General features: G+C 72.4%; 28 protein-coding genes and 1 pseudogene. 14 read left to right on the top strand and 15 right to left on the bottom strand.

The genetic code is table 11. The features are described 5' to 3' along the window. Window positions 1-44: 44 nt before the first annotated feature. Window positions 45-833, top strand: a complete 789-nt coding sequence (locus tag ACSMX9_RS09020; protein ID WP_445401449.1) for a S16 family serine protease — start codon at window positions 45-47, stop codon at window positions 831-833. Window positions 834-908: 75 nt separating this feature from the next. On the opposite strand, the gene ACSMX9_RS09015 is transcribed toward ACSMX9_RS09020, so the two are convergent. After that, window positions 909-1,094, bottom strand: coding sequence for a hypothetical protein (locus tag ACSMX9_RS09015; protein ID WP_445401447.1), 186 nt, complete (start codon window positions 1,092-1,094; stop codon window positions 909-911). 312 nt (window positions 1,095-1,406) lie between these two features. On the opposite strand from ACSMX9_RS09015, the gene ACSMX9_RS09010 reads away from it, so the two are divergent. Then, window positions 1,407-2,597: an IS110 family transposase gene (locus ACSMX9_RS09010; RefSeq protein WP_445402938.1), complete on the top strand. Its 1,191-nt coding sequence runs from the start codon at window positions 1,407-1,409 to the stop codon at window positions 2,595-2,597. Between the two features lie 8 nt (window positions 2,598-2,605). Here ACSMX9_RS09010 and ACSMX9_RS09005 read toward each other — a convergent pair whose 3' ends face one another. Continuing rightward, the gene (locus tag ACSMX9_RS09005) at window positions 2,606-3,253 is read right to left on the bottom strand and encodes an ArsR/SmtB family transcription factor (RefSeq protein ID WP_445401445.1); all 648 of its coding nucleotides are present in this window, start codon (window positions 3,251-3,253) and stop codon (window positions 2,606-2,608) included. 69 nt (window positions 3,254-3,322) lie between these two features. Further along, the gene (locus tag ACSMX9_RS09000) at window positions 3,323-3,790 is read right to left on the bottom strand and encodes an Lrp/AsnC family transcriptional regulator (protein ID WP_445401443.1); all 468 of its coding nucleotides are present in this window, start codon (window positions 3,788-3,790) and stop codon (window positions 3,323-3,325) included. A 121-nt stretch (window positions 3,791-3,911) separates the two neighbouring features. On the opposite strand from ACSMX9_RS09000, the gene hppD reads away from it, so the two are divergent. Next, window positions 3,912-5,066 carry a 4-hydroxyphenylpyruvate dioxygenase gene (gene hppD, locus ACSMX9_RS08995; RefSeq protein ID WP_445401441.1) on the top strand — a complete coding sequence of 385 codons (1,155 nt, stop codon included), beginning with the start codon at window positions 3,912-3,914 and terminating at the stop codon, window positions 5,064-5,066. A gap of 30 nt (window positions 5,067-5,096) precedes the next feature. Here hppD and ACSMX9_RS08990 read toward each other — a convergent pair whose 3' ends face one another. Both ACSMX9_RS08990 and ACSMX9_RS08985 read right to left on the bottom strand, forming a co-directional pair. After that, a complete protein-coding gene (locus tag ACSMX9_RS08990) occupies window positions 5,097-6,611 on the bottom strand; it encodes a tetratricopeptide repeat protein (RefSeq protein WP_445401439.1) in 1,515 nt (504 codons plus the stop codon). A gap of 207 nt (window positions 6,612-6,818) precedes the next feature. Then, window positions 6,819-7,286, bottom strand: a complete 468-nt coding sequence (locus ACSMX9_RS08985; protein WP_445401437.1) for an SsgA family sporulation/cell division regulator — start codon at window positions 7,284-7,286, stop codon at window positions 6,819-6,821. A 302-nt stretch (window positions 7,287-7,588) separates the two neighbouring features. On the opposite strand from ACSMX9_RS08985, the gene ACSMX9_RS08980 reads away from it, so the two are divergent. Next, window positions 7,589-8,890: an RDD family protein gene (locus ACSMX9_RS08980; protein ID WP_445401435.1), complete on the top strand. Its 1,302-nt coding sequence runs from the start codon at window positions 7,589-7,591 to the stop codon at window positions 8,888-8,890. Window positions 8,891-8,963: 73 nt separating this feature from the next. Continuing rightward, window positions 8,964-9,830, top strand: a complete 867-nt coding sequence (locus ACSMX9_RS08975; protein ID WP_445401433.1) for an RDD family protein — start codon at window positions 8,964-8,966, stop codon at window positions 9,828-9,830. A 21-nt stretch (window positions 9,831-9,851) separates the two neighbouring features. Here the strand turns inward: ACSMX9_RS08975 and ACSMX9_RS08970 are convergent, their stop codons facing one another. Beyond that, window positions 9,852-10,211: a hypothetical protein gene (locus ACSMX9_RS08970; protein ID WP_445401431.1), complete on the bottom strand. Its 360-nt coding sequence runs from the start codon at window positions 10,209-10,211 to the stop codon at window positions 9,852-9,854. Window positions 10,212-10,648: 437 nt separating this feature from the next. Here ACSMX9_RS08970 and ACSMX9_RS08965 point away from each other — a divergent pair, with 437 nt between their 5' ends. The 3 genes from ACSMX9_RS08965 (at window position 10,649) to ACSMX9_RS08955 (ending at window position 14,415) form a co-directional block, all read left to right on the top strand. Continuing rightward, window positions 10,649-13,063, top strand: a complete 2,415-nt coding sequence (locus tag ACSMX9_RS08965) for an immune inhibitor A domain-containing protein (RefSeq protein ID WP_445401429.1) — start codon at window positions 10,649-10,651, stop codon at window positions 13,061-13,063. 170 nt (window positions 13,064-13,233) lie between these two features. Then, the gene (locus ACSMX9_RS08960) at window positions 13,234-13,599 is read left to right on the top strand and encodes a hypothetical protein (RefSeq protein ID WP_351244751.1); all 366 of its coding nucleotides are present in this window, start codon (window positions 13,234-13,236) and stop codon (window positions 13,597-13,599) included. A 126-nt stretch (window positions 13,600-13,725) separates the two neighbouring features. Beyond that, window positions 13,726-14,415 (top strand): alpha/beta hydrolase, encoded by a 690-nt coding sequence (locus ACSMX9_RS08955; protein WP_445401427.1) that lies wholly within the window; start codon window positions 13,726-13,728, stop codon window positions 14,413-14,415. A 21-nt stretch (window positions 14,416-14,436) separates the two neighbouring features. Here ACSMX9_RS08955 and ACSMX9_RS08950 read toward each other — a convergent pair whose 3' ends face one another. Further along, a complete protein-coding gene (locus ACSMX9_RS08950) occupies window positions 14,437-15,558 on the bottom strand; it encodes an alpha/beta hydrolase fold domain-containing protein (RefSeq protein ID WP_445401425.1) in 1,122 nt (373 codons plus the stop codon). Window positions 15,559-16,007: 449 nt separating this feature from the next. Here ACSMX9_RS08950 and ACSMX9_RS08945 point away from each other — a divergent pair, with 449 nt between their 5' ends. Together ACSMX9_RS08945 and ACSMX9_RS08940 are read left to right on the top strand one after the other, a co-directional pair. Beyond that, complete coding sequence (locus tag ACSMX9_RS08945; RefSeq protein WP_445401423.1) at window positions 16,008-16,742, top strand: dienelactone hydrolase family protein; 735 nt, start codon at window positions 16,008-16,010, stop codon at window positions 16,740-16,742. Between the two features lie 726 nt (window positions 16,743-17,468). Continuing rightward, window positions 17,469-17,957 (top strand): hypothetical protein, encoded by a 489-nt coding sequence (locus ACSMX9_RS08940; RefSeq protein WP_445401421.1) that lies wholly within the window; start codon window positions 17,469-17,471, stop codon window positions 17,955-17,957. A 284-nt stretch (window positions 17,958-18,241) separates the two neighbouring features. On the opposite strand, the gene ACSMX9_RS08935 is transcribed toward ACSMX9_RS08940, so the two are convergent. The 4 genes from ACSMX9_RS08935 to ACSMX9_RS08920 all read right to left on the bottom strand — a co-directional run bounded on the left by ACSMX9_RS08935 (window position 18,242) and on the right by ACSMX9_RS08920 (window position 20,619). Further along, complete coding sequence (locus tag ACSMX9_RS08935; protein ID WP_445401420.1) at window positions 18,242-18,673, bottom strand: hypothetical protein; 432 nt, start codon at window positions 18,671-18,673, stop codon at window positions 18,242-18,244. Further along, window positions 18,670-18,948 (bottom strand): hypothetical protein, encoded by a 279-nt coding sequence (locus ACSMX9_RS08930; RefSeq protein WP_445401418.1) that lies wholly within the window; start codon window positions 18,946-18,948, stop codon window positions 18,670-18,672. Before ACSMX9_RS08930 ends, ACSMX9_RS08935 begins: the two co-directional genes overlap by 4 nt. Continuing rightward, a complete protein-coding gene (locus ACSMX9_RS08925) occupies window positions 18,942-19,334 on the bottom strand; it encodes a hypothetical protein (protein WP_445401416.1) in 393 nt (130 codons plus the stop codon). Before ACSMX9_RS08925 ends, ACSMX9_RS08930 begins: the two co-directional genes overlap by 7 nt. Before the next feature lie 106 nt (window positions 19,335-19,440). After that, a complete protein-coding gene (locus tag ACSMX9_RS08920) occupies window positions 19,441-20,619 on the bottom strand; it encodes a helix-turn-helix domain-containing protein (RefSeq protein ID WP_445401414.1) in 1,179 nt (392 codons plus the stop codon). Between the two features lie 119 nt (window positions 20,620-20,738). Between ACSMX9_RS08920 and ACSMX9_RS08915 the strand changes: the two genes are divergently transcribed. After that, window positions 20,739-21,287 (top strand): flavoprotein, encoded by a 549-nt coding sequence (locus tag ACSMX9_RS08915; RefSeq protein ID WP_445401412.1) that lies wholly within the window; start codon window positions 20,739-20,741, stop codon window positions 21,285-21,287. A gap of 46 nt (window positions 21,288-21,333) precedes the next feature. Further along, window positions 21,334-21,609 (top strand): annotated as a pseudogene (locus ACSMX9_RS08910) (HD domain-containing protein); the annotation flags it as partial. Window positions 21,610-21,653: 44 nt separating this feature from the next. Here ACSMX9_RS08910 and ACSMX9_RS08905 read toward each other — a convergent pair. The 3 genes from ACSMX9_RS08905 to ACSMX9_RS08895 form a co-directional block, all read right to left on the bottom strand. Continuing rightward, complete coding sequence (locus ACSMX9_RS08905; RefSeq protein WP_445401410.1) at window positions 21,654-23,123, bottom strand: alpha/beta hydrolase; 1,470 nt, start codon at window positions 23,121-23,123, stop codon at window positions 21,654-21,656. A gap of 105 nt (window positions 23,124-23,228) precedes the next feature. Further along, on the bottom strand, window positions 23,229-23,819 hold the full coding sequence (locus ACSMX9_RS08900) for a nicotinamidase (RefSeq protein WP_445401408.1): 591 nt from the start codon (window positions 23,817-23,819) through the stop codon (window positions 23,229-23,231). A 227-nt stretch (window positions 23,820-24,046) separates the two neighbouring features. Next, complete coding sequence (locus ACSMX9_RS08895) at window positions 24,047-25,375, bottom strand: nicotinate phosphoribosyltransferase (protein WP_445401406.1); 1,329 nt, start codon at window positions 25,373-25,375, stop codon at window positions 24,047-24,049. Window positions 25,376-25,493: 118 nt separating this feature from the next. Between ACSMX9_RS08895 and clpS the strand changes: the two genes are divergently transcribed. Further along, window positions 25,494-25,811 carry an ATP-dependent Clp protease adapter ClpS gene (gene clpS, locus ACSMX9_RS08890; RefSeq protein WP_351244723.1) on the top strand — a complete coding sequence of 106 codons (318 nt, stop codon included), beginning with the start codon at window positions 25,494-25,496 and terminating at the stop codon, window positions 25,809-25,811. A gap of 11 nt (window positions 25,812-25,822) precedes the next feature. Further along, window positions 25,823-26,428 carry a DUF2017 domain-containing protein gene (locus tag ACSMX9_RS08885; RefSeq protein ID WP_445401404.1) on the top strand — a complete coding sequence of 202 codons (606 nt, stop codon included), beginning with the start codon at window positions 25,823-25,825 and terminating at the stop codon, window positions 26,426-26,428. A gap of 9 nt (window positions 26,429-26,437) precedes the next feature. Here ACSMX9_RS08885 and ACSMX9_RS08880 read toward each other — a convergent pair whose 3' ends face one another. Continuing rightward, window positions 26,438-26,797 carry a GntR family transcriptional regulator gene (locus tag ACSMX9_RS08880; protein WP_445401402.1) on the bottom strand — a complete coding sequence of 120 codons (360 nt, stop codon included), beginning with the start codon at window positions 26,795-26,797 and terminating at the stop codon, window positions 26,438-26,440.

Genomic DNA, 26,797 nt, shown 5'->3' with positions numbered 1-26,797 from the left:
CCCGGGGCACGGGACGGAGCACCCCGTGCCCGTAAGGTTGCAGGGTGCTCCCACGCCTCACACGTCTCCAGGCCATCGCGTTGTGCGCCGTCCCGGTCCTCGCCCTGGTGGCCACCGCGCTCTTCGCCCCGCTGCCCTTCGTCATCGCCCAACCCGGGCTGACCGCGGACGTCCTCGGAAAGAACGACGGCACCCCCGTGATCACCATCGAGGGAGCGCCGGTCCGCAGCACCGAGGGCCAGCTGCGGATGACCACGATCGAGGCCACGGGTCCGGGCACCGACGTCGACTTCGGCTCCGTCTGGGACGGCTGGTTCCGCGAGGACCGGGCCGTGATGCCCTACGACGCGGTGTACCCGGCCGGGGACTCCACCCGGGAGATCGAGCAGCACAACACCCGCGAGATGGAGAAGTCCCAGCACACCGCGGTGCAGGCCGCCCTCGGCTACCTGGGCCGCAGCCCCGACGAGGTGCGGGTCACCCTGCGGCTCGCCGACGTGGGCGGCCCCAGCGCCGGACTCTTCTTCTCCCTCGGGGTGATCGACAAGTTGGACGGCGACGGCAGCGGCGGCGACCTCACGGGCGGCCGGACCATCGCCGGCACCGGCACCATCACCGCGGACGGCCAGGTCGGTCCGGTGGGCGGGGTCTCCCTGAAGACCCAGGCCGCCCGGCGCGACGGCGCGACGGTCTTCCTGGTCCCCCGGGCGGAGTGCGGCGACGCCCGGGCCGAACTCCCGGAGGGGCTGCGGCTGATCCCGGTCACCGACCTCAAGGGCGCGGTGGACTCCCTGAAGGCCCTCGACGCGGGCGGCAAGGTCCCCAGCTGCTGACCGGGAGCGGCCCCCGCCGTCAGTGACGGGGCGGGCGCGCCCGTCCGGACGGCCGCGCCCGCCCCGTTCGCCGGGTCAGGCGCCGCCGTGCCCGAGCCGCGGGGGCGCGGTGGCCAGGCGCAGTCCGAGTTCGACCAGGGTCCAGCCCAGTCGGGCCCGCAGGGCGCGGGGCGCCCGGGCCGGGGCGGGCCTCGGGGGCGCCGCCGCGTGCAGTGCGGCGGCGCGCTGGTGGTGCAGCAACAGATGGACGTCGGGATGCACGACGTGCTCCTTCCGGGACGGAACGGGTGCGGGGAGGGGACGGCGGACGGGCGAGGGCCCCGGGGCGGCGGTCAGTCGGTCCTACGTTGTTGGTGGGTCGGACGGGCCGTCGTAGGGTCCAGAGATCCAGAGACACCGGGTATGGCTTTCAGTCGGTTGCCCTCGATGGTTCAGCTCACCTGGCCGCCCGGTGTCTCACGACGACTCGACCGCTGATTAGGAGCTGCGGGCCCCTCGGGTGCATCGCTGAGTAGGACCACGCTGGCGAGGTCGTCCGGACGAACAGTGCACATCGAACGACCGGAGGAACAGGTGGTCCAGATCTGGGCGGGGACGGACATCGGCAAGACCCACCACCACTGCGTGGTCCTGGACACAGAGGGCAGGAAGCTGCTCTCGCGCCGGGTCCTGAACGACGAGCCGGAACTGCTGGCCCTGCTCGCCGACGTACTGGCCATCGACGAGAACGTGGTCTGGGCGGTCGACGTCGCCGACGGCATGGCCGCCCTGCTGATCAACATGCTCCTCAACCACGGCCAGCAACTGGTCTACATACCCGGCCTGGCGGTCAACCGGGCCTCGGCCGGCTACCGGGGCATGGGCAAGACTGACGCGAAGGACGCCACCGTCATCGCCGACCAGGCCCGGATGCGCCGGGACCTGGCCGTCATCCGGCCGGACGACGAGCACGCCGTCGAGCTGAGGATCCTCACCAACCGCCGCGCCGACCTGAACGCCGACCGCACCCGCCGGATCAACCGCCTCCGCGGCCAACTCACCAGCATCTTCCCCGCGTTGGAGCGCGCCCTGGACCTGGGTAACGTCGGCCCGCTGGTTCTGCTGACCGGCTACCAGACACCGGCCTCCCTGCGCCGGACCGGCCGCAGCCGGCTGGAGACCTGGCTGCGCAATCGCAAGGTCCGCGGGGCCGACACGCTGGCCCAGGCCGCCCTGACAGCCGCCGAGCGCCAGCACACCGCCCTCCCCGGGGAGAAGGTCGCCGCGCAGGTGATCCACACCCTGGCGAAGGAGGTGATGGGCCTCAACGAGCAGATCGCAGAGATCGACAAGCTCGTTGCGGCCCGGTTTCGCGAGCACGACCTCGCCGACGTGATCGCCAGCATGCCCGGCATCGGCCCCCTGCTGGGAGCGGAGTTCCTGGCCGCCACCGCCGGCGACATGAGCCGCTTCGGCAGCGCCGACCGCCTGGCGGGCTTCGCCGGGGTCGCCCCGATGCCCCGCGATTCCGGCAACGTCAGCGGCAACCTGCACCGCCCCCGGCGCTACCACCGCGGCCTGCAGCGCGTCTTCTACACCTCCGCGCTCATCAGCATCCGCAGCTGCGAGGAGTCGCGCCGCTTCTACGAACGCAAGCGCGCTGAGGGCAAGCGGCACACCCAGGCCTTCCTCGCCCTGGCCCGACGACGGGTCAACGTCCTGTGGGCCCTCATCCGTGACGGACAGCGCTTCCAACGTGAACTCCCTGTCACAGTCGCCGCTTGACAACAGCATTAGGAGGTGTGCTGCGGGAAGAGGTGCAGGTGGACGCGGACCCGGTCGGTGGCCGCGTCGGTGTCCTCGGTCGTCGCCGGCCGGTACTCGGCGAGGAGGGCGTGCATCCGCTCGGAGAGCTCCCGACTCTCCTCGGGCGTCAGCCGGAGGGTGAAGTCGCTGAGGTCGGTGGCCCGCGCCCACTCCTCGGACCAGTCCTCGCGGGTGGCGATCCAGGTGGTCAGCTCCCGGCTGTGGATGTTCGCGATCTCGTGCAGGAACACGCTCGCCGCGCCCCGCGTCTCCGGGTCGGTGTCCTGCATCAGCTCGTGACCGAAGTCGGTGCCCTCGTCCACGGCCCGCCACCACCGCTCCCGCCCCCGGCCCTGCTCGGGGGCGTCCTCCACGAAGCCGTAGACGGCGAGTTGGCGCAGGTGGTAGCTGGTCGCTCCGCTCGACTCACCCAGTTTCCCGGCGAGTTGGGAGGCGGTGGCGGGTCCGCCGCGGCGCAGTGCGCCCAGCAGTGCCATCCGTAGCGGGTGGGCGAGCCCGCGGAGGGTGCGGGCGTCGAGGTGACGGACCCTCCGTCGGTGGGCGGGGGGCGTCGGCTCCTGCGCGGACGCACGGGGGTCGGGGGTCCCGGTGGCGCCGGGCGCGTTCTCGTCCATGCATCCAAAGATAGCTATGCAAAGGGTTCTATGCAAAGGGCTCTTTGCGTGAAGGGTCCGTGGCCCGGCTCACTCCCGGGCCGCCTGCTCGACCAGGGGGATGATCCGCAGCGGCACCGGGTTCTCCATGACGATGGCGGTGGCCGCCCGGTCGATGCCGTCGAAGCCCACCACCAGGTCGATGACCCGCTGGAGGTCCGCATTGGAACGCGCCACCAGCCGGCACAGCATGTCCCCGCTGCCGGTGGTGGTGTGCAGTTCCAGCACCTCCGGGACGGTCGCCAGGTGTGCCCGCACGTCGGCTCCCTGGCCCTGCCGGATCTGGAGCGTGGCGAAGGCGGTCACCGGGTAGCCGAGCGCCGCCGGGTCCACCTGCGGGCCGAAGCCGCGGATCACCCCGTTCGACCGGAGCCGGTCCAACCGGGCCTGCACCGTGCCCCGGGCCACCCCCAGGCGGCGGGACATCTCCAGCACCCCCAAGCGCGGTTCGCGTGCCAACAGCACGAGCAACCGGCCGTCCAAATGATCGATCGCCACCAGGGCCTCCGCATGGTCACCTTGTACAGAAAGACCGGTCCGACGGGCTTCTGCCTAGTCAGAATGCCCACTAAAAACGCAAACTATTGCGCACCTTGTGGAACGGGAGGAGCCTGCCGGCATGGCAGCTACTCCTGCGCACCTGAACCCCGCCCCCACCACCGCACGCGGGGCCGACCCCTTCCCGGTGAAGGGCATGGACGCGGTCGTCTTCGCCGTGGGCAACGCCAAGCAGGCGGCCCACTACTACGCGACCGCGTTCGGGATGAAGCTCGTGGCCTACGCAGGCCCGGAGAACGGGAGTCGGGAGACCGCCTCCTACGTCCTGGAGAACGGTTCGGCCCGCTTCGTGTTCACCTCCGTGATCAAGGCGGTCAGCGACCGGGGCCGCTTCCTCGCCGAGCACGTCGCCGAGCACGGTGACGGCGTCGTCGACCTCGCCATCGAGGTACCCGACGCCCGTGCGGCCTACGCGTACGCGGTCGCGCACGGAGCCCGGGGCCTGACCGAACCGCACGAGGTGACCGACGAACACGGCACCGTCGTCCTCGCGGCCATCGCCACCTACGGGAGCACCCGGCACTCCCTGGTCGAGCGGCGCGCCTACGAGGGCCCCTACCTGCCCGGGTACACCGCGGCCGAACCCCTCGTGGCGCCCCCCGCCAAGCGGACCTTCCAGGCCGTCGACCACTGCGTCGGCAACGTGGAACTCGGTCGCATGAACGAGTGGGTCTCGTTCTACAACGAGGTCATGGGCTTCACCAACATGAAGGAGTTCGTCGGCGACGACATCGCCACCGAGTACTCCGCCCTGATGTCCAAGGTCGTCGCCGACGGCACCCTCAAGGTCAAGTTCCCCATCAACGAACCCGCCGTCGCCAAGAAGAAGTCGCAGATCGACGAGTACCTGGAGTTCTACGGCGGCGCGGGCGTCCAGCACATCGCCCTCGCCTCCAACGACATCGTGGAGACGGTGCGGACGATGCGCGCCGCGGGCGTCCAGTTCCTCGACACCCCCGACTCGTACTACGACACCCTCGGCGAATGGGTCGGCGACACCCGGGTCCCCGTAGAGACCCTGCGCGAGCTGAAGATCCTCGCCGACCGGGACGAGGACGGCTACCTGCTCCAGATCTTCACCAAGCCGGTCCAGGACCGGCCCACGGTGTTCTTCGAGATCATCGAGCGGCACGGCTCGATGGGCTTCGGCAAGGGCAACTTCAAGGCGCTGTTCGAAGCGATCGAGCGGGAGCAGGAGAAGCGCGGCAACCTGTGACCCCCGCGGCCCCCGGGCCGCCTCCCCTCCTCAGGCCGTGGGCGAGGGCGGGGTGAGGGGTTCGGCCGGGCCGTGCGTCCGGGCCGGGCCGCCGGGGGCCGGGGAACCCAGGCCGGCCAGCGCGGTACGGGCCCGGGGGGCGAACAGGGGGGAGAAGCCGGGGTTCCAGCGCAAGGCGTCGGCCAGATGGCGCCGGGCCCGGGCAGTCCGCCCCAACTCCCGCTCGATCTCCCCCCGGTGGTAGGCGACCAGCGGCATCCGGGGACCCCGGTCCTGCGCCTCGCGCACCAACTCCAGCGCCCCCTCGGCATCGCCCTGGCGGAACAGCACCCAGCCCCGCGCGTCCGAGACCGCGGGCCGGGGCGCCCGGCCCGCCTCCGCCGCCAACTCCCGGGCCACCGCCTCCCGTTCCGCCGCGTCCCCGTGGTCCGCTGCCAACCGGGCGCGCACCAGGACGTCCCGCACCCCGTGCGCGGCGCGGGCCCGCAGCCGCTCCCGGGCCAACCGGTACTGCGCCCGGGCCGCGTCCGCCGCTCCCGTCGCCTCGTGCAACTCCCCGAGTTCCAACGCGTACTCCGGCACCGGCCGGCGGGCGGACGCCGTCCGCAGCGCGTGCACCGCCTCCGTGTCGCGGCCGAGCGCCGCCAGCGCCCGCCCCCGTCCGGCCAGCGCCTCGTGCAGACCGGGGTCGGCCCGTAGCGCCGCGTCGAAGTGTCCGAGTGCCGCCTCCGCCTCACCCCGGTCCGCCGCCACCCCGCCGAGCAGGTGCCGGGCCCGGGCCTCCTCGGCCGGGGTGCGGGCCGCCGCCACCGCGTCCGTCAGGTTCGCCGCCGCGTCCTCCCGCCACCCCCGTTCCCGGTAGAGCGCCCCCGTCACCGTCCGCGTGACCGCCGCCGGCACCCGCAACTCCCGCAGGGAGTCCAAGGCCGTCCCGGCGGCGGCGAAGTCGCCGAGCCCGCGGTGCGCCTCGATCAGCGGCGGATAGCCCTGCCAGCGCCGCGGCGCCAGCCGCACCGCCCGCTGCGCCCAGGTGCGGGCGGCCGGATGGTCGCCGCGGGCCGCGGCCAACCGCGCCAGCCCGGTCGACGCCCCCGCATTGCCCTCCGGCCGGGCCGCCAAGGAGGCGTTCAGGGCCCGCTCGGCGCGCGGCAGGTCCGCCGAGTCGCCGGTGCGCCGGCCCCGTTCGACGTACGCCGTGCCCAACAGGGCCCAGGAGGCGTGGTCCCCGGGGTGCGCCCGCAGGTGCCGCTCCCGCTCGACGACCAGCGCCGTCAACTCCGCGGTGGTGGCCGGGGCGCCGCCCTCCACCGCGCTCACCGCCCGTGCCCCCGGCCCGGGCGCCGGCGCCGCCGGCGCGGCGTTCCGCGGCTGCGGCCACCACACCAGCACCGCCGCGCCCGCGCCCGCCAGGCCCGCGACGCCCACCACCCGCAACGCCCGGCGGACCCGCCGCCACCGGGGACCCGGCACCGGTGGCGGCGGGTCGTCGTCGAGGTGCTCCAGGGCCCGGATCGCGCTGGTGGTGCTGGCTGTGCTGGCCTTCATGGGGCTCACTGTGGCCCGGCCCGGCGCCGCCGCCCCGGCGGGCGAGGGGGAGCGCGTGCGGGTTCACACCGATGGCCCCGGACGCGGGATAGGCCCCACCGGCGGTGCGGCCCCGCGCCCCGGCACGGGTCCGGCGGGTTCCGACCCGCCGGGCGTCCCCGACCCGGACGGGCCGCCCCGACCGGCGCCGGTCGGTGACGGGCCCGTTCACTCCGCGTCCTGCGCCCCGTCGGAGGGCCGGGACTCCTCCTGCCCCCGGTCCGGGGTGGGCGCCAGCAGCGCCGCGAGCCCGTCGTCGATCCGCAACCGGTCGGCCTCCGTCCCCGGGGGGACGATCCGCAGGGTGCGCTCCAACCACGCCGACACGGGCGCGGCCGGGGCCTCCAACAGGGCGTCACCGTCCGGCGAGGTCAGCGCCACCAGGACCACGCTGCGCCCGTCCGCCTTGGTCGGCCACACCCGCACGTCGCCCTGCCCGCAGGGCCGGAACACACCTTCGATCAGCAGTTCCCGGGAGAACGTCCAGTTGACCGGGTGCGCGGTGCCGATGTGGAAGGTGACGTGCACGGCGAACGGGTCCTCGGTCCGGTACGCCAGCAGCGCCGGCACCGGGATGCTGCGCTCGGGCGACAGGACCAGTCGGAGTTCCAGCTCGCGTTCCACCACGGTGTGCATGTCGTACGTCCTCTCCTCGTCACGGACCCGGAGCGGGCCCTTACGAGTGGAGAGCGCGCCGGCCCGGGAGCATTACGCGAGTTCCCAGAAGTTTTTTTCCAGACCGAAGCGGACCGTTCCGCATCGGTCCGTGGCGCGATCGATTCGCTCCCCGGCGGCTTCCGGGAGGACCACCGTCCCGGTGGGGGAAGCGCGTTGCCCGGAAAGGGGGGCGTCCCGCCGGAGCCGGGCAGTCGGGGGCGCGCGTCTGGTAGATGTGGAACCCTCATCACCCACCACCGAGCAGATACGGGACGACGGACATGAGTGCCCCAACCCCGGCACCCGGCGAAGAGACGCCCCGCGAGGGCTACTATCCGGACCCCTCCATCCCCGGCTACGTCCGGTACTGGAACGGCGCCGCCTGGGTCCCCGGCACCAGCCGTCCCGCACCCGTCGACGGTGCCCTCCCGCACACCCCCCAGGCACCGACGCCCGCCCCGCCCGCCGAGGAGACCGGCCCGGTCTTCTTCGACGAGGAGCCGCAGCCGTCCCCGCACGGCAACCGCCCCGGGCCGGCCGCCTCCTGGGGCACGAGCCCGGCCCGGCCGGCCGTCCCCGGCGACCCGGACCGCAAGGTCTCCTGGGGCTCCCCGGTCCCCGACCCCCGGGTGGCCGCCCCCGGCGTCCCGACCCCCTCGCCCGCCCCCGAAGCGGTGGCCCCGCCGGCCCTGCCGGGTCCCGGCGGCGACCGGGGCGCCCGCCCGAACGACGGCACCCTGACCTTCCACCGCCCGCCCCGCGCCGCCACCGACTCCGCCCCGCCCCTGCCGCACCAGCAGGGCCCCGGCGGCGACCGACGGCCGCCCGCCGCGAGCCCGGCACCCCCCGCGACCCCCACGGCGCCGGCACCCCGTACGACCCCCGTCGCCACGCCGGCCCCGGCGCCGCCGCTGCCCGCGCCCGCCGAGACGGCGGGCCCCGGCGGCGCCGCCCCCTGGGCGCAGCCCCCCGCCGCCCTCGCCGCGACCGTGCCGGTGCCGCCGGCCACCGGCCCGGGCGAGGGCCGGGCGGAGGCACCGGTGATCCCGTGGAAGCCGCCGACCAGCGACCCCTTCCTGGCCGTGGCCCAGGCCCAGGCCGCGGCCCGGCCCGCGGGATGGGGTCGACGGCTGCTGGCCCGGCTGCTCGACTCGGCCCTCATCGCCTCGGCGACCGGAGCGGTGGCGGTACCGCTCGGCCTGCGGGCCGCCGACCACCTCGACCACAAGATCGAGGCGGCGAAGCTCTCCGGCCGGACGGTCACCGTGTGGCTGCTGGACGGCACCACCGCCACCTACCTGGGGGCGGTCCTGGCGGCACTGCTGTTGGCGGGCCTGGTGTTCGAGGTGCTGCCCACCGCCCGCTGGGGCCGCACCGCCGGCAAGGGACTGCTGGGGCTGCGGGTGCAGGACATCGAGGCGCACGACCGCCCGTCGTTCGCGTCGGCGCTGCGCCGGTTCCTGGTGCTGACCGTGCCGGGCCTGCTGCTGGTCGGCCTGGTCGGGGTGGTGTGGGCGGTCTTCGACCGGCCGTGGCGCCAGGGCTGGCACGACAAGGCGGCCGGGACCTTCGTCGCCCGCTGACGGCCCGGCGCACGGTCGCCCGGACGGATGCGCGCCGGATGCGGGACCAGGGGGTTCGCGGTCCACTCGGGCCATGAGCAGCGAACCGCCGCGGCCCGGACAGCCGGAAGACGACGACCCGTTCAGCAAGCCGCCGCCGTCCCCCGGCGGTTCCCCCTACGACCCGCCCCCGGAGGGCTCGCCGGCCGGCAACGGCCCCCCGCCGGCCGGTCCTCCGCCGTCCGGCCCTCCGCCGTCCGGCCCTCCGCCGTCCGGCTCCCCGCCGTCCGGCCCTCCGGGCGGGCCGCCGCCCGGAGGACCCGGCGGGCCGCCACCCCCCTCCAGTGGCGGCCCGGCCTGGGGCCCCCCGCCGCCCGGCGGCACGCCCCCGCCGGGGGGCGGTTCCCCGTACGGAGCGCCGCCGCCCCCCGCGGGCGGCGGCTCCCCCTACGGCGGCGGCCCGTACGGCGGCGGATACGGCGGGTACGGCGGCGCCCCCGACCCGCTGGCCGGCATGCCCCCGCTCGCCGACAGCGGCAAACGCGTCCTCGCCCGGATCGTCGACATGGTCATCGTCGGGGTGGTGGTCTGGCTGCTCTCCTGGGGCTTCGGCCTCTCCGGCTACTCCGTGGACCCGGACGACGTCGAGTACGGAAAGTCCTTCGGACAGTCGGTGCTCGCCGCGGTCCTCTACATCGGCTACGACACGGTGCTGATCTCCCGGACCGGACAGACCGTCGGCAAACGGCTGTTCAAGATGCGGGTGGCCAACCTCTCCGACGGCGCCACCCCGTCCGTGCAGACCTCGCTGCTCCGGGCGGCCGTGCTCTGGCTGCCGTTCGCCTTCTGCTGCGCCTGCGTGTGGACCGCGATCGCGGGTGGCTGGAGCTTCTTCGACAAGCCGTACAAGCAGGGCCTGCACGACAAGCCCGCCAAGACCGTCGAGGTCAGCACGGTCTGAGCCGGTGCGGGGTCCGTGCGGTCAGGGCCGTGGGGTCCGCGCCGGTGGCACCGCGCCCCGTCGCACGCCGTCCGGTCGCCGCGCCGCCCCGCCCCGCACGTCGAAGGGGCCGGCGCCCGGCCGGGGCGAACCGCCGGTGCGCTGCCCGGGGATGCGCGGCACCGAGACGTCCTCGGCCCGCGGCGAGACGCGGGCGGTCCGGGGGACCCGTGCGGCCAGCGGCACGGTGGCGGCCACCAGGAGGCCGAGGCCGAGCGCGGCGACCGTGACCACCGCGACGGCGATGCCCGAACCCGTCCGGGAGAGCAGCAGCATGACGATCGTCGAGCAGACGACGGTGACGGTTCCGTAGGCGATCTGTGCGGCAGTCGGACGAGGCATCGCGTATCAGTCCTCGGGACTTCTCGGGTACGGGGCTTAGGACGTGCTGCGGTGCTTCCCGGGCGCGGGAACATCGTACGGGGGCACGTCCGGGGCGACTCCTCCGCCTCCATGCCCAGGGAACCCGACGGTAAGCGTGACGCACCCCACGGTCCGGGTGCACGAGGGGGCGCACGGATTCACCGGTTCCGCCAAGTGGGCTGCGAGGTGCGCCGGTTGGGTCGCGGAGGCACGTACGACGGGGCGTACCGGGCGTCCGGATAGCGGATCCGCCGCCCTGCATAGTGCGTTGAGATGTTCAAGTCAAGGTCTGTCTTTTCTTCTGTAACTCCGATCGAATGACCGCACTTGTGACGCGCACACCGCGCGCGGCCTTCCCCGCTCCGGGACCCCCCAAACGGCCGCGATCCGCGGGGCGCAGGGGAGGACACCGTCACGTGACCAGAAGAAGCAGGACGTTCAGGGCCGCCGCGGTGGCCGTGGCGTTCGCCGCGGCCACCGCCGCGTACACCGGCCCGGCCCTGGCCGCACCGGAGACCGGGGCCCCCGTCCCGGCCGCCGACCGCAAGGACCCGGCCACGGTGAAGGGGCACGTCGAGCACGACCTCGAAGGACCCTTCAGCGAGGCCCGGGCGGAGCAGCGCGAATCCGCGCTGGAGCAGGTCCTCGCGGGCGACGCCACCGTCCAGCGGCGGGGCGCGTCGAAGGTCGTCAAGCTCGACGACCGGAAGTACGTGGAGCTCGGCCGGGAGAAGACCGACAAGATCTTCACGATCCTGCTGGAGTTCGGCGACAAGGTCGACAACACCACCCAGCACGACCCGGACGGGCCGGAGGGCCCCAAGCCGCCCGTGTTGAAGTACGGCGGCACGCCCGGTCCGGCGCACAACAAGATCCCCAAGCCGGACCGCGCCCAGGACAACTCGACGGCGTGGCAGGCGGACTACAACCGCGAGCACTTCCAGGACCTCTACTTCGGCACCGGCTTCGACGGCAAGGGCCACAAGAAGGAGTCCCTGAAGACGTACTACGAGAAGGCGTCCTCCGGCCGTTACTCCGTCGAGGGCACCGTCTCCGACTGGGTCAAGGTCGACTACAACGAGGCCCGTTACGGCTCCAACTTCTGCGGCTCCTCCAACTGCGTCAACGCCTGGGACGCGGTCCGCGACGGCGTCAACGCCTGGGTCCGCGACCAGAAGGCGGCCGGCCAGACGGACGCGCAGATCAAGCAGCAGCTCTCCGCCTACGACGCCTGGGACCGGTACGACTTCGACCAGGACGGCAACTTCAACGAGCCCGACGGGTACATCGACCACTTCCAGCTGGTCCACGCGGGCGAGGACGAGTCCGCGGGCGGCGGTGCCGAGGGCCCCAACGCGCTCTGGGCACACCGCTGGTACGCGTACGGCAGCGACGCCGGGCGCACCGGCCCGGGCAACAACCGCGCCGGCGGCACCCAGATCGGCGAGACCGGCGTCTGGGTCGGCGACTACACCGTGCAGCCCGAGAACGGCGGCCTCGGCGTCTTCGCCCACGAGTACGGCCACGACCTGGGCCTGCCCGACCTGTACGACACCTCCGGCGGCGGCGCCGAGAACTCCACCGGCTTCTGGTCGCTGATGTCCAGCGGTTCGTGGCTCGGCCGTGGCAAGGACACCATCGGTGACCTGCCCGGTGACATGACGGCCTGGGACAAGCTCCAGCTCGGTTGGCTGGACTACGACCTCGCCCGCGCGGCGACCGCGTCCACCCACCGTCTGGGCGTGTCGGCGTACAACACCAAGAACCCGCAGGCGTTGATCGTCCAACTGCCGAACAAGAAGAAGACCACCAAGGTCACGACGCCCGCCGAGGGCGCCCAGCAGTGGTGGAGCGGTCGCGGCGACAACCTCCAGAACGCCCTGACCCGCTCGGTGGACCTGACCGGTCGCACCACGGCGGAGCTGTCCCTCCAGGGCTGGTGGGACATCGAGGAGAACTACGACTACCTGTACGCCGAGGTCTCCACGGACGGCGGCGCCAACTGGACGGCCCTGGACGGCACCGCCGGCGGCGGCCCGCTCGTCCGCGACGGCGCCGACCGGCCCGCGCTGAGCGGCGTCTCGGGCGGCCACAAGGCCCTCGTCTACCCGCTGAACGCCTACGCGGGCAAGAAGGTCGACCTGCGGCTGCGCTACGCCACCGACGGCGGCGCCGGCGGCCTCGGCTTCACCGGTGACGCGCTGAAGGTCACCGCGGACGGGACGACCGTCTTCGCGGACGGCGCCGAGACCGACGCGGGCGGCTGGGTCACCAAGGGCTTCTCCCGCATCGGCGAATCCTTCACCAACGAGTACGAGCAGTACTACCTGGCCGAGAACCGCCAGTACGTCTCCTACGACCGCACCCTGGCCGTGGGACCGTACAACTTCGGTTTCGCCCCGGCCCGTTCGGACTGGGTGGAGCACTACGCGTACCAGCGCGGCCTGCTGGTCTGGCTCTGGGACACCTCCCAGCAGAACAACAACACCAAGCAGCACCCGGGCGAGGGCCTGGTCCTGCCGGTGGACGCCAGCCCGGCCCCGCTGAAGTGGTCCGACGGCACGCTGATGCGCAACCGCATCCAGTCCTTCGACTCCACCTTCAGCCTGCGCCGCTCGGAGGCGTTCACGCTCCACAGTGCGGGCGTCCCGACGAAGGTCCCGGCGCACCGCGGCGTCTCGGTCTTCGACGACCGCAAGGGCACCTACTGGGACGCCGCCAACCCGGGCGCCAGCGTCAAGGTCCCGGACACCAACACCAAGATCAAGATCGTGAACCAGCCGTGGGACGGCTCCACGATCACCGTCCAGGTGGGGCCCTCCACCAAGTAAGGACGTTTCCGCAGGTCAAGCCATGATCGGCCGCCACCCCCTAGCGGGGTGGCGGCCGCTCGTGTTTAGGTGCCGGAGTACGGTCCTATTGACGCGATGTCTTACAAGATTCAACGGACGGCCCGCTCCCGAGGATCTCCGGAGGCGTCCGACAGGAGGTGTGACGAGGGATGGGTGCCGGAGGATTCTGCCGACTGCCGAACGGCGACGTGGTCGTGGCCCTGAACCTGCCGGACCCCGGCGCCGCCCCGGCCACCCGCACCGAGCCCGGCGCCCGGGTCCGGGTCCTGGTCGTCGCCGGCAACCGGGCCCGCGCCCTGACCCGGCTGCGCAACCTCGGGCTGCGCTCCGTCTACCTGCGCGGCAACCTCGCACCGCCGACCCCCGACGAGATCACCGCGGTCCTGCACCACCCGGACGGCCTGGTCTGGCGCACCGCCCCCGACGACGACGCCGAGCTCTGGCACCCCATCCGCAGCCTCCTGAAGCACGGCACCGGCCCCCGACGGCCCGCCCCCCGGGTCAAGAGCGCCTGAGGGGCGCCCGCGGGCCCTCCCTCCCCGGCCCGGTGGTCACGGTGGCGGCCCCGGCGCGGCGCCCCTACGGTGAAACGGGGCCGTCGGCCCCTTTCCGTGCCCGTGCCACACGAAGGGTCCGTGCCCATGGCTGACCTGCCCGCGATCGTCCTCGTCCACGGCTTCTGGGGCGGCGCCGCCCACTGGACCAAGGTCATCCTCGAACTGAAGCGCCGCGGCCACACCGACCTGCACGCCGTCGAGAACCCCCTGACCTCCCTCGCCGACGACGCCGAACGCACCCGCAAGATGGTCCAGCAGATCGACGGCCCGGTCTTGCTGGTCGGCCACTCCTACGGCGGCGCCGTCCTCACCGAGATGGGCGACCTGCCCAACGTCACGGGCCTGGTCTACGTCGCCGCCTTCGCCCCCGACGCAGGCGAGAGCCCCGGCCAGCTCAGCCAGGACGTCCCGCCGGCCGCGTTCGCCAACATCGTCCCCGACTCCGACGGCTACCTCTGGATCAAGCCCGAGAAGTACCACGAGAGCTTCTGCCACGACCTCACCGAGGACGAGGGCTTCGTCCTCGCCGTCACCCAGAAGGCCCCCCTCGGCGAGACCTTCGGCACCCCGATCACCGACCCCGCCTGGCGCAGGAAGCCCAGCTGGTACCAGGTCTCCACCGAGGACCGCATGATCAACCCCGAGAACCAGTACGCGATGTCCCGCCGTATGAACCCCCGCCGGACCATCGAGCTGGACGCCAGCCACGCCTCCCTCGCCTCCCGCCCGGTCGAGGTCGCCGACCTCGTCGACACGGCGGCCCGGGAGTCCTGACCGGCGTTCCCGCCGGGCCGGTCAGGACAGTCGCGTCCCGAGGAACGTCGTGAGGGGGCCCATCACCCGGAGGGTGTTCCACACCGGGGTGGAGGCGTCCCCCGGGGGGACGGCCGGGCCGTGCCCCGCGCCCTCGACCAGGAACCTCGTGGTCGGGACCCCCTTGGCCAGGAGCGCGTGGTGGAGGAGGAGGCTCTGGCTCGGGGAGACGATCCGGTCGACGGACCCGTGGAAGTGGACGAACGGGGCGTCGTCGGGGCTCGCGTAGGTGGCGGGGTCGGCCGCGGCCACGGCGGCCGGCGCGTCCAGCAACCGGGTCGGGTCGTTCGGACCCAGGACGTACTTCACCCGGGCGTCGTCGGTGGAGTTCTCCTGCGCCGCGCGCGTCGCGGGATCGAAGTCGGCGGGGGTCTTGGACAGGTCGGACGGGCCGTACCAGTTCACCACCGCCTGGACCCGGCTGCTCTGGTCCTGGTGCGGGCCCGCCTCGAACCCGCTCACACCGCCGGTGGTGCCGACCATCGACGCCAGGTATCCCCCCGCGGACTCGCCGTAGACGGCGACCCTGTGCGGGTCGAGGCCGTACTCGGCGGCACGGGCCCGGAGGAACCTGATCGCCGCCTTGACGTCCGCCACGCCGTCGACGTAGGTGGCCCCGTCCCGGATCGTGCGGTACTCGATCGACGCCACCGCGTAGCCCCGTTCGGCGAGGTGCGTGCGCCGGCCGGGGGAACTTTCCTTGTTCGAGGTGATGAATCCGCCGCCGGGAACGAACACGACCAGCGGCCGGGGCCCGCCGCCCGCCGTCGGGGTCTGGACGTCGAGTTTCAGCGGGCGGGGCTGCCCGCCCGCCCCGGGGACGGTCGCGTAGGTGATCCCCTGCTGGAGGCTGGTCCCCACCGCCCCGCACTGGATCCTCGGGTCACCGGCCCCCGGGGTGAGCACCACGCTCGTGTCGGTGGCACCGGCGGCGACCGAGGAGGCGAAGTGGAAGCCACCCAGGACCGGGGGAACGGGACAGTCCGTCCCCGTCGACGAGGTCGTGCCGCCGCCGGGCGCGGCCGCGGCACCGCCGGGCGGGCCGACCGCCACGAGCCCACAGAGCGCCACCGTCGCGAGCGTCCTTCTCAGGGTGCCGGTCACGGATCTCCTCCAGTCGACGGCCGTCGAGCGAGCCGCCGGACGCGTCACCCGTTCCCCGTCGTGCGTCGCACGGCCGTGAACCGGCACCTGCGGGGGCGGGAGCGGGAGCGGCCCGTTCCTGTGCGGTGCGTGCACTGTATAGGAGCAACTGCGTTGGATGCAGGGCGAGTTGACAGACTTCGGCATCCTTCCGTCGATTCTCGACCCGCCGCCGCCCGGCCCGGCACCCGCGGTCCTGGTACCTGTCCTGACCAGTGGACTAGGTTGGACGGCGATGACTACCGGGACGGCCACGCGCCACTCGCGGATCGGTGACCCGGTGGCGCCCTGAGCGCCGTCCGGAGCGCTGCCGGCCCGCCGTGCGGTCGGGGGCCCGGCCCCGCCGCGCGGGCCCCGCCCCCGTCGTGTTGGTCGCCGTTCGACGCGTCGACCGCGACAGGAGAGACCCCATGCACACCGAGACCGTGTACGTTCCCACCCCCGACGGCACGGCGGATGCCTTCGCCGCCTTCCCCGACCGCGGTGCACGGCACCCGGCGGTGCTGATGTACCCGGACGGGTTCGGCATCCGCCCCGTGCTCCGGGAGATGGCCCGCGAACTGGCCGGGCACGGGTACTACGTGCTCGTCCCCAACTACTTCCACCGGCACGGCCCGGCCCCGGTGATCGAGCTTCCGGCGCACATCGGAGAGGAGGACCGGCCCGCGCTCTTCGCGCAGTTGATGCCGATGATCGAGGCGCACACCGTCGACCACGCCCTGCGCGACGCCGACGCCTACCTGACCTTCCTCGCCGCCCGGCCCGAGGTCGCCCCCGGCCCGGTCGCGGTGACCGGCTACTGCTTCGGCGGCCTCCTGGCGACGCGCACCGCCGTCGCCCACCCGGACCGGGTGGCCGCCCTCGCCGCGTTCCACGCGCCGGTGGGCGCGGACGGCCTCGACGCCCTCACCGGGCTCGCCGCCCGGGTCCACTTCGGCCACGCCGAGAGCGACCTGACTCCAGATCAACTGATCGATCTCAACCGTGCCTTGGACGCCGGAGGCGTCGATCACACCTCCGAGATCTACCCGGGCACCCGGCACGGCTTCACCATGTCGGACACCGACGCCTTCGACCCCGCCGGGCTGGAGCGCCACTGGGACCGTCTGCTGCCCCTGCTCGACCGCACCCTGACCGGTGGCTGAGGCTCTGGGACCGGGTGGTGGGGTGGGTCGTGACCGCCCCCACCACGGCACCCCCGCCCCGAGGTCAGGGGCCGGTGATGCCGAGGGCGAGAGCGCCGGGGTGGCGAAGTGGGCCCGGTCCGCTGCCTTCCGCACCCGCCGCAACTCCTTGCCCTTCGGACGACCGATCGGCTCGGGCAGACCGGCGTCACGCGTCCCGACACGACTGAGGTAGGCACGCCAGGCTGCCCGTTCCACCGCTTCGGCGGCCCGGGAGGCCCGGGGGCCGTCCGGCGCCCCGCCGAACCAGCCATCGAGCGCCCACGTGTCTCCCGGACGTCTCGCCACCCTCGCTTGACCTGCGGAAACTTGAGGGTTCTCTGAGACTTCCAGAGTCGTGTTCCAGCCGCACCGAATCGGTGATCAGCCGTCACCCTTGATGACTTGATGGCGAATTGCTCACTACATGTACACCCTGCTGAACCAGATGGGCACAGTTTGTACACAGGCGCTGCCCGGCCAGAGGGACTCCGCCGTCCGTAGCCATCCGGGCGGATGCGGGGATAACGTCCCGCTGTCCCCGGAAACGACACCCGGGGCGCGGGCCCCTGGCACGCTCGATTTCCAGGCCATCAACGCGGGGGAAGAATGACAGGGTGGACGGGAAGCCGGGCCTCTTCTACTCGTACTAGGGGACTCACGCTCCTCACGCTTCTGGCGCTCGCCGGATGCTCCGCCGGTGCAGCGGTGACCGGACCGCTGAAGGGGCGGGCGCTGGCCACGGACGGCACCCAGTCCAGCGGGGTCGTCGGCAACCACCACGCCCGGGTGGGGGAGATCTGGTACTTCGCCCTGCCGGTCCCGGACAACGTGTCCTCGCGGCCCATCGAGATCACGGCCGTCGCGGTCGAACGAGTACCCCGGGGCGTGAAGGTGCTGGGATACAGCGCTTACCACATGGACGACACGGAAGGGCTGCCGCTGCTGTCGAAGGAGGGCGACCCGACGGCACCCGACTTCGACAGCCTCAAGGACTACGCGAAGGCCCCCCTGAAGGTCGCCGCCCGGACGTCCAGTGACGTCTACTACCAGGTCAAGGTAGAGATCACCGCGCCGCCGGAGAAGAACCTCCGCTACTGCCGGTTCGCGTACCGGCAGGGTGGCCTGCACTACGTCCAGACCCTGGACTGCGAAGCGGACTTCAGGGTCGGCGGGAAGGGAAAACGGGACGGCTAGGGGACGGCGTCTCCGGCGGGATCGCGCGGAGCGCGCCCGCGCCGACTTCCGGGCCGGGTGCTCTCCTCTCGACTACCAGCGGTAGCGCGATGCGTCCCGCCTCCGTGTGCCGCACTTCGCCCGCCCGTGCCACCCGAACGCCTCTGGTCGGATTCGCAGTCACGCGTCGCCTGCCCCCACCACGACACCCCCGCCCCGAGGTCAGGGGCGGGTGATGCCGAGGGCGAGAGCGCCGAGGAGTGCGGCGATGCTTAGGACGCAGAGGAACTGGTCCGTTCGAGGGCTCACCGCGCTGCTCGGCGCAACAGTGCCGAGACGGCTTCGGGTGGGCAGAGTTGTTGGCCGTTGGGCGGGATGATCCAGTGGCAGCGGTGGTGGGTGGTGGGGTGGGTGAGGTCGGGGCGGGGAAGGCCGAGGTAGGTGTTGGTGCCGAGGTAGCGGGCGTTGGGGCCCTCGATGGGTGGGGTGCGGGGTGGGATGAGGGCGTAGTGGTGGTGGGTGGTGCGGTCGGTGAGGACGGGGCCGTGGAGGGTGTGGGTGAGGTAGATGCGAATTTGTTCGGGTTCGCAGGTGCGGGCGGCGGTGTGGACGAGGTCGGTGGGCATCCGGACGGCGGCGAAGGCGTGCCCGCAGGGGACCAGGGCGATGCTCCGCCGCACCCACTGCTCCTGCACCTCCCACGCCGACAGGACCGCCGAGAGGGGGTGAGTGTTCATGGGGTGGGGCGCTCCAGGGTGGCGAAGTGGGCCCGGTCCGCCGCCTTCCACTCCCGCCGCAGTCGCTTGCCCTCGGGGCAGCCGATCGGCTCGGGCAGACACGCGTCACACGTCCCGACGTGGCTGAGGTAGGCGCGCCAGGCGGCCCGTTCCACGGCTTCGGCGGCCCGGGCGGGCTCGGTGCACCGCCGGTGGATCGCCCCACCTCCCGGACCCTCGTCGGAGCGTTCCCGCACCCCGATCGGCTCGTGACACTGCACGCACAGATTCAGCACGGACCGGCCCCCACCGACACCGTCACCGTGTCCGCCGCCCCGGCCAGTGCGGCCAACGCCCGCAATACCACCGCCAGCCGACGTTCGCCCAGGTGCTCCACCTGCCAGAGTGGGACCAACCTGGGGAAGCTGACCGCCACCACGAAGTCCAGGAACGCCCGCTCACTCGCGTCCAACACCAACGAGTTGCGGTAACGGGCCTCGAACCGCGGCCAGTCACAGGACGCGGCCGTTCCGGTGTCGACGACGAGCAGGTCCCGCACGTCCTCCCGCGCGAGAACGTCCCCCTCTTCGATCAACACGGCGACGGCAACCTGTTCAGTGGTACCGCGGGTACCGGCCCAGGCGGCGAGACGGTCGGTGAGGAGCAGCGGTGCATCCTTCACCTGGAGATCATGTGCTGTCGTCATACACCCTCGCTCTGTCGTTCAACACTGCTGTTCCACAATGAGTGTTGGCGAAGGGGGTAATGCTCACAGCTCTGTGAGCGAGCTAGAGTCCGATCCACCGAGCCATGTGTCCGAGGCTATCTGGTGTTCGACGGCTGAGGTGTACCAGACGAGAGATCGTCTCTCTTGTTCCCGGGTAGTACCGGATCTGCTCAGGGGCCGCTTTCCTGGCCTGAGCGACATGCTTGAGCGACGCCTCTGTGTTCCCTGTCTCCATCTCCACGCGAGCCCTGTCGATCAGAAAGCGAGCGCGTCGGCTGGTCAAAGTCGAATTCTGCGACTTCATCCTGCGGGCCTGGGAGAGAGCATCGTCGTACAGGCGCATTGTTACGTTCGCCCCGAATGCGTGAAGGTCGACGTTACGGTTCCCAAAGGACAGCCAGTGCACGTTTGGAGCCTCACCGCCGACGCGGGTAGCAAGCTCCCGGGCCGAGTCAAGGTGTGCTGCAACCAACCCGCTCCGGTCTGCCCGTGCGGCGAGCGCGGATGCCCCGAGGTGTAGTTGCCCCTCAATCACCAGAGCCTCATGCGTTGAATTGCCCTCCAGTATTTTGTGTCCCGCTGCGATGAGTCGCAGTCCCGTGTCGTGACCGCCCGACTTGTAGAGCAACGCCCGCTTGTACTGACAGATGGCCGCAAGGCACGGATCCGATGCGCGTTCCGCAGCCCACGACATGCGTTCCAGCGCCACTCTGGACAAGTCTGGATGCCCCAATTTCAGGGCGATATCGTGGGCCGTGCGATACGCGGATGAAAGGGCTTTCCAGACCGAGGAATTTGAATCATTCCAGGCTTGATGAGATAGCTCGCCGATGATCGCGGGAAGGAGGCTCGTCGCCTTCCTCAAGCGAGCTGATCTCACGAGTTGACACACCTGGTCTGCTTCAGAAGTCAGGACGTCGATGCTGCGAGGCCCAGGCCCGGGCAGAGGCTCAAGGTCGTACATGTCCAAGGCCTCACGGATCGGCGCGACCAAGGTGGCGGTGTTGCCTCGTCCCGGCCCATCGCTCGGCAGGTCGGTGAGCAGGGTCACCTCGATACCCAGTGCATCGGCTACGGCCGACAGGAAGTCATCGGTAGCACGCCGTGCACCACATTCCACCTGGTTCAGAAGGCTGTACGAGTACGGCAAGCGGTCGGCGAGCTGCCGTTGACTGAGGCGCGCAAGCCTGCGTTGCGCCTTGATGCGAGTTCCAACGTGGTCGTCACCGAAGGTGGACATACGGGATCTCCGTTCCCAACTCATCATGGGAACGGTACCCGTAAGCGACTGCGGCGCGTCCCATCTGGTCCTCACTCATCAACGCTTCAGGACGACGCCGGTGTGGTCGGATGGGGCGTATGACAAGGACTGTGTACCTGTTCGGGAGCGCGGCCCCGCCCGTGTTGGAGGTGGACGGGGCGGTCGGGGAACTGCACCGGCGTGGGTGGGACGTGTGTCTGGGGTTGACGCCCACGGCCGCCGACTGGCTGGACGACCGGATCGGAACGCTGGAGGCACTGACCGGACACCCGGTGCGCTCGGCGTACAAGCGTCCCGGCGCGCCGGACGTGTGGCCGCGCGCCGATGTGATCCTGTTCGCACCGGTCACCTTCCACTCGCTCAACGCGTGGGCGCTGGGACTCACGGACCGGTTCGTCGTGGGCGTCGTCGCCGAAGCCATCGGCAAGGACATCCCCACCGTGGCCATGCCCTGCGTGAACGCGGCCTATGCCCGCCACCACCGCCTGGACCGCAGTGTCGCCGAGCTACGGGACATGGGCGTCACCGTGCTCTACGGGGAAGGCGGCTTCGTCCCCAACCAGCCCGGCACCCGGCACCCCTACCCCTGGCACCTCTGCTACGACGCAGTAGACAACGCCCACCCCGAACGGGCGTCCCGGACATGACCGACACCCCGCACCCCGACTCGCCCAGGCATGAAGGGAGTACGACGTGAGTGACCGCGATCTGACCAGGGTGGCGCACTTCCTGTACGAGGCGGGGACGTTGAAGAACGCGCGGCGTACGGGGTGGTGGATGGCGGGGGTGCGGGATCCGGAGAGCGTGGCCGAGCACGCGTGGCGGACTTCGTTGATCGCTTCGGTCATCGCGCCGTTGGAGGGCGCTGACCCGGCCCGTGCCGCGCTGCTCGCGGTCTGGCACGACACCCAGGAGACCCGTACCGGCGACGTCAACCACCTCGGCAAGCGTTACGCCGCGTCCGGCGACCTGGTGGGGGCGCAGCCGTGAGCAGGAGGGCCGTCCCCGGCGGGTCAGCCCTTCGGGCGGAGGAGGTAGGCGTCGATCTCCTCGCGGGAGGTCTTGTTGTAGAGCCAGTGGGCCACGGTGTCGACGATGCGCAGGGACGCCTTCGGGAACGCCCTGGCCATGCGTCGGGCGCCGGGCAGCGGGGTCGCCAGGTCGTGGGTGGCGTTGACCACCAGCACCGGCGGCAGGGTGCCCTTCGCCTGGGCGGGGCGGGGCTCGGGCGGCAGGGTCCAGCCCTGGCAGGCGAGGACGGTGTCCAGGGCCTGGGAGTTGTAGCGGACGTGCCGGACGGCCTTCGCGAGGCGCTTGCGGACGGCCTGGTAGTGGGCGAAGTCGCGGAGGCGGAAGTCGTAGTCCCGGCAGAGCACCAGTCGCCCGGTGAGGTCGACGGTCGAACCGAACTGCCTCATCTCGCCCTTGCCGGTGCGCAGCGCGTCGAGTTCGGCTGCGGTCGTCTCCGGGCTCCACCTGCCGAGGGCGAAGGTGAGGTGGTCGGTCAAGCGGTCGGCGTCGATCCGGGCCCGGGTCGGGCCGGTGGGGCCCGGCTCGCGGAGCGTCCCGGCGTCGGCGCGGGCGTACAGCTTCGCGACGACGGTCCGCACGTCCTTGCCCTTCAGCGCGCAGGAGGCGTCGGCCTTGCACCAGGCGGCGAGTCGGTTCAACGTGTCGTCGGTGGTGGTGCTGCCGTCGGTGAGGTAGCGCTCGGCGTCCGGGCGGTCCGGGTCCATGGCGCTGTCCAGGGCCAGCGCGCGGAGCCGGTCGGGGAAGAGCCGGGAGTAGCGTTCGCCGACCAGCGTGCCGTAGGAGTGGCCGAGGAAGCTGATCCTCCGTTCGCCGAGGGCGGCGCGGACGGCGTCCATGTCGCGGGCCACGCTCTCGGTGTCCATGTGCGCGGCGAGCGGCCCGGTCTGCTGGAGGCAGCTCTTGGCCAGCTTGCCGTTGAGGGTGCGCATCCGCTCGAACTCCGCAGCGGTGCGGGGGCGGTTGGGCACCGAGGCGGCGAAGCCCTCGTCGCAGCGGGCGCCCTCGCTGCGGCCGACGCCCCGGGGGTCGAAGCCGATCATGTCGAAGCGTTCGAGCATGGCCGGGGCGTAGCCGTCGTACGGGTCGTCGGCGCGCAGGGCGTCGTCGGCCCCGGGGTTGCCGGGGCCACCGGGGTTGGACATCAGGACGCCGATGCGGCGGGCCGGATCGGTGGCCCGGTGGCGGGCGACGAAGAGACCGATCTTCGGGCCCGTCGGCTTCGTCCAGTCCACCGGCACCCGCACCGTGGTGCACTCCGCCCGGGGGCTGGGGTGGGGCGGATCCTCCCGGGGGCAGTCGCCCCAGACCAGGGAGGAGGGCGGTGCGGGGGTGGCGCGGGCGGTGGCCGTGCTGCCGGCCGCGGCCAGTCCGACGGTGGCGGTGGACAGGGCCAGCAGGGCGGACAGGGCCCGCCGGTGCCGGTGCGGGGTGGTGCCGGTGCGCGTGATCATGCGGGCCACTGTGGTGGCCGTACGTGGTGGTGGCGCCATGAACACGTGGTGAGCGGGTAACAGCGGGCCCGCCCCCGGGCCGGTGGCAGGGGCGGGCGCCCGCGGTCAGGCGGCGACGACGGGCTTGCCGGAGAGGGTGACGCCGGCGGTGCGCAGTTCGTCCAGGGCGCGCTCGGTGGTGCCCGGGGCGACGCCGGCGGTGAGGTCCAGCAGGACGTTGGTGCGGAACCCCTCGCGGGCGGCGTCCAGCGCGGTGGCCCGTACGCAGTGGTCGGTGGCGATGCCGACCACGTCGACCTCGGTGACCTGCCGGTCGCGCAGCCAGGCGGCGAGGGAGACGCCGTTCTCGTCGGCGCCCTCGAAGCCGCTGTAGGCGGCGGCGTGGGCGCCCTTGTCGAAGACGGCCTCCACGGCGCCGGAGGCGACGGCGGGGGCGAAGTTGGGGTGGAAGCCGACGCCTTCGGTGCCGGCGAGGCAGTGCACCGGCCAGGAGTTCTCGTAGTCGGGCTCCTCGGAGAAGTGGTCACCGGGGGCGATGTGGTGGTCGCGGGTGGCGACCACGTGACGGTAGCCGGCGGGCGCCTGCCCGATCAGCTCCGTGATGGCGGCGGCCACGTCGGCGCCGCCGGTGACGGCGAGGCTGCCGCCCTCGCAGAAGTCGTTCTGCACGTCCACGACGATCAGGGCGCGGCGCATGTCGGTTGTCCTTGTCGATCGGAGTGAGGGTGGTGGGACGGGTTGGGCTGGAGGGGCTGTCAGGGTGGCGGGGGTTGCCGGGGTCGGAGCGGAACGGATGGGGGAGGGGCGGGGCCCGGACGGGAGGGGCGCCACCCCCCGTGTCACGGGCTTTCCTGTAGTCGCACCTACCCCGGTGGCACGGGCCGAATCCCGTCCCAATGAGCGTCCCTACTCCGTCGGGGCGCTCATACGTACTCCGTCGGAATGACCGCCTCGCCCCGCGAGAGCTGGGTGGCCGACAGGGGCAGGGCGTCCCGGGCGGCGGCGTGCCGGTCGCGCACCACGTCCAGGGACTCGCGGGCGAGCACCGAGCCGCCCTTGATCAGTTCGACGAGGAGCTGTCGGTCGGCGAGGTCCGCGGGCACCGGTCCGGTGCCGATCACCTCGGCTTCGGCGACGCCCCGGGCGTCGCGGCGGCGGGCGGCCCACTTGCGTCCGCCGATGGAGGTCTTGCCGCCGGTGGAGCGCTTGGCGACGGGCACCAGCGGGGCCTTGGGGTCGGCGGAGGCGGCCCGGGCGACCAGCTTGTAGACCATGGAGCAGGTGGGGTGTCCGGAGCCGGTGACCAGTTGGGTGCCCACCCCGTAGGCGTCGACGGGGGCCGCGGCGAGCGAGGCGATGGCGTACTCGTCGAGGTCGGAGGTGACGACGATCTTCGTCCGGGTGGCGCCCAGCTCGTCGAGTTGCTGGCGCACCCGGTGGGCGACGAGCAGCAGGTCCCCGGAGTCGATGCGGACCGCGCCGAGGTCGGGGCCGGCGATGTCGACGGCGGCCCGTACGGCCTCGGCCACGTCGTAGGTGTCGACCAGGAGGGTGGTTCCGGCGCCGAGCGAGTCGACCTGGGCGCGGAAGGCGTCGCGTTCGCTGTCGTGCAACAGGGTGAAGGCGTGGGCGGAGGTGCCCACGGTGGGGATGCCGTAGCGGAAGCCCGCGGCGAGGTCGGAGGTGGTGGCGAAACCGCCGACGTAGGCGGCGCGGGAGGAGGCCACGGCGGCGAGTTCGTGGGTGCGCCGGGCGCCCATCTCGATGAGGGGGCGGTCACCGGCGGCGGAGGCCATCCGGGAGGCCGCGGCGGCGATGGCCGAATCGTGGTTGAGGATCGACAGGACGACGGTTTCCAGCAGCACGCACTCGGCGAAGGAGCCCTCGATCCGCAGCACGGGGGAGCCGGGGAAGTAGACCTCGCCCTCGGGATAGCCCCACACATCGCCGGAGAAACGATACTGCGCGAGCCAGTCGAGGGTGCGCTCGTCGACCACCCGGCGTTCGCGCAGGAAGGCCAGCACCGGCTCGTCGAAACGGAAGTTCTCCACCGCGTCCAGCACCCGGCCGGTGCCCGCGACGACCCCGTACCGGCGCCCCTCGGGCAACCGTCGGGTGAAGACCTCGAAGACCGAGCGCCGCTCGGCGGTGCCCGCGGCCAGTGCCGCCTGGAGCATGGTCAGCTCGTAGTGGTCGGTGAAGAGCGCGGTCGACGGCACGTCCACCGGCAGGCCCAGATCCGCAGTGTTCATGGCGGAAATGCTACCCCCATTTCGTCAGTTTGACGATTTCAGTCGGCGGGCGGCTGGCCCACCCGGGTGCCGGACCCGGCGCGGGCCGTTTGTGCGTACGCCCGTGTGAAGTGGCAGCATGGGCGGTGTGACGGCTCCCGCTCCCCTAGAGATCGAGAAACCCGAGTCGGCGGAAGAGGTGTTCGCCGAACCCGAGCCGGACGTCCCCTGGATCACCCTCGTCCACAACGACCCGGTCAATCTGATGAGCTACGTGACCTACGTCTTCCAGACGTACTTCGGGTACCCCAAGGACAAGGCCACCAAGCTGATGATGGACGTCCACCACAAGGGCCGTGCCGTCGTCTCCAGCGGAACCCGCGAGGAGATGGAGCGCGATGTGCAGGCCATGCACGGGTACGGCCTGTGGGCCACCCTCCAGCAGGACCGGAAGTAGCGACTGACTCCATGCCAGGACACTTCGAACCGACCCCCGGCGGCGGCGCGGCCGTCTCGCTCGACGAGGTCGAGATCTCCATCATCCGCTCGCTCGCCGTCCAACTCCTGGAGTTGGTCGGGCCCGGACCCGGCGGGGACGCCCCCGCCGACCCGCTCGCCGAACTCTTCGCGGACGGCCCCACCGAGCCGCCCGCCGACCCGGTGCTGCACCGGCTCTTCCCGGACGCCTACGCAAGCCCCGCCGACCCGGCGGGGACACCGGAGGAGGCGGCCGAACGGACCGCCCGTTCCTCGGAGTTCCGCCGGTTCACCGAGAACGACCTGCGCGCCCGCAAGCGGGAGGACGCGCTGGCCGTGGTCCGCGCCCTGGACGGGCTCGCGCTCGACGGCGAGGGCGTCGCCGTGCTGCGGCTGGCCCCCGACGACTGCCGCTGCTGGCTCGGCGCCCTCAACGACCTGCGGCTGGCGATCGGCACCCGGCTCGACATCACCGACGAGGACGACACCGACCTGCTGTACCGGCTGCCCGACGAGGACCCGCGCAAGCCGATGGTCATGGCCTACCTCTGGCTCGGCGGCCTCCAGGAGACCCTGGTCACCACCCTGCTCCCGTAGCTTGGGCCGTCAGGCGCGGCCCAGGGCCTGCTGCACGAGGTCGAGGAACTCCGCATCGGAGAGGCCCGCGGCGCGGGCCTCGGCCACCACCTCGCCCACCCGCTCCGCGAGCCGGCCGCGCTCCGGGTCGGCCCGGCCGGTGACCACGGCGCCGCGACCGCGCCGCAGCTCCACCAGCCCCTCGTCCCGCAGCTGCTGGTAGCCCCGCAGCACGGTGTGCAGGTTGATGCCGAGCGAACGGGCGAGTTCGCGGGCGGCGGGCAGGCGTTCGTCGGGCCCCACCGTGCCCTCGGCGACCGCGCGGCGCACCGAGGCGGCGACCTGGTCGCTGAGGGTCAGCGGGGACTGGGGGTCGATTCGGAACAGCAT

It is taken from the genome of Streptomyces sp. LE64, assembly GCF_052606915.1.
Note: the sequence above shows the minus strand (reverse complement) of the source record. Positions and strands in the feature narration are given on the sequence as shown.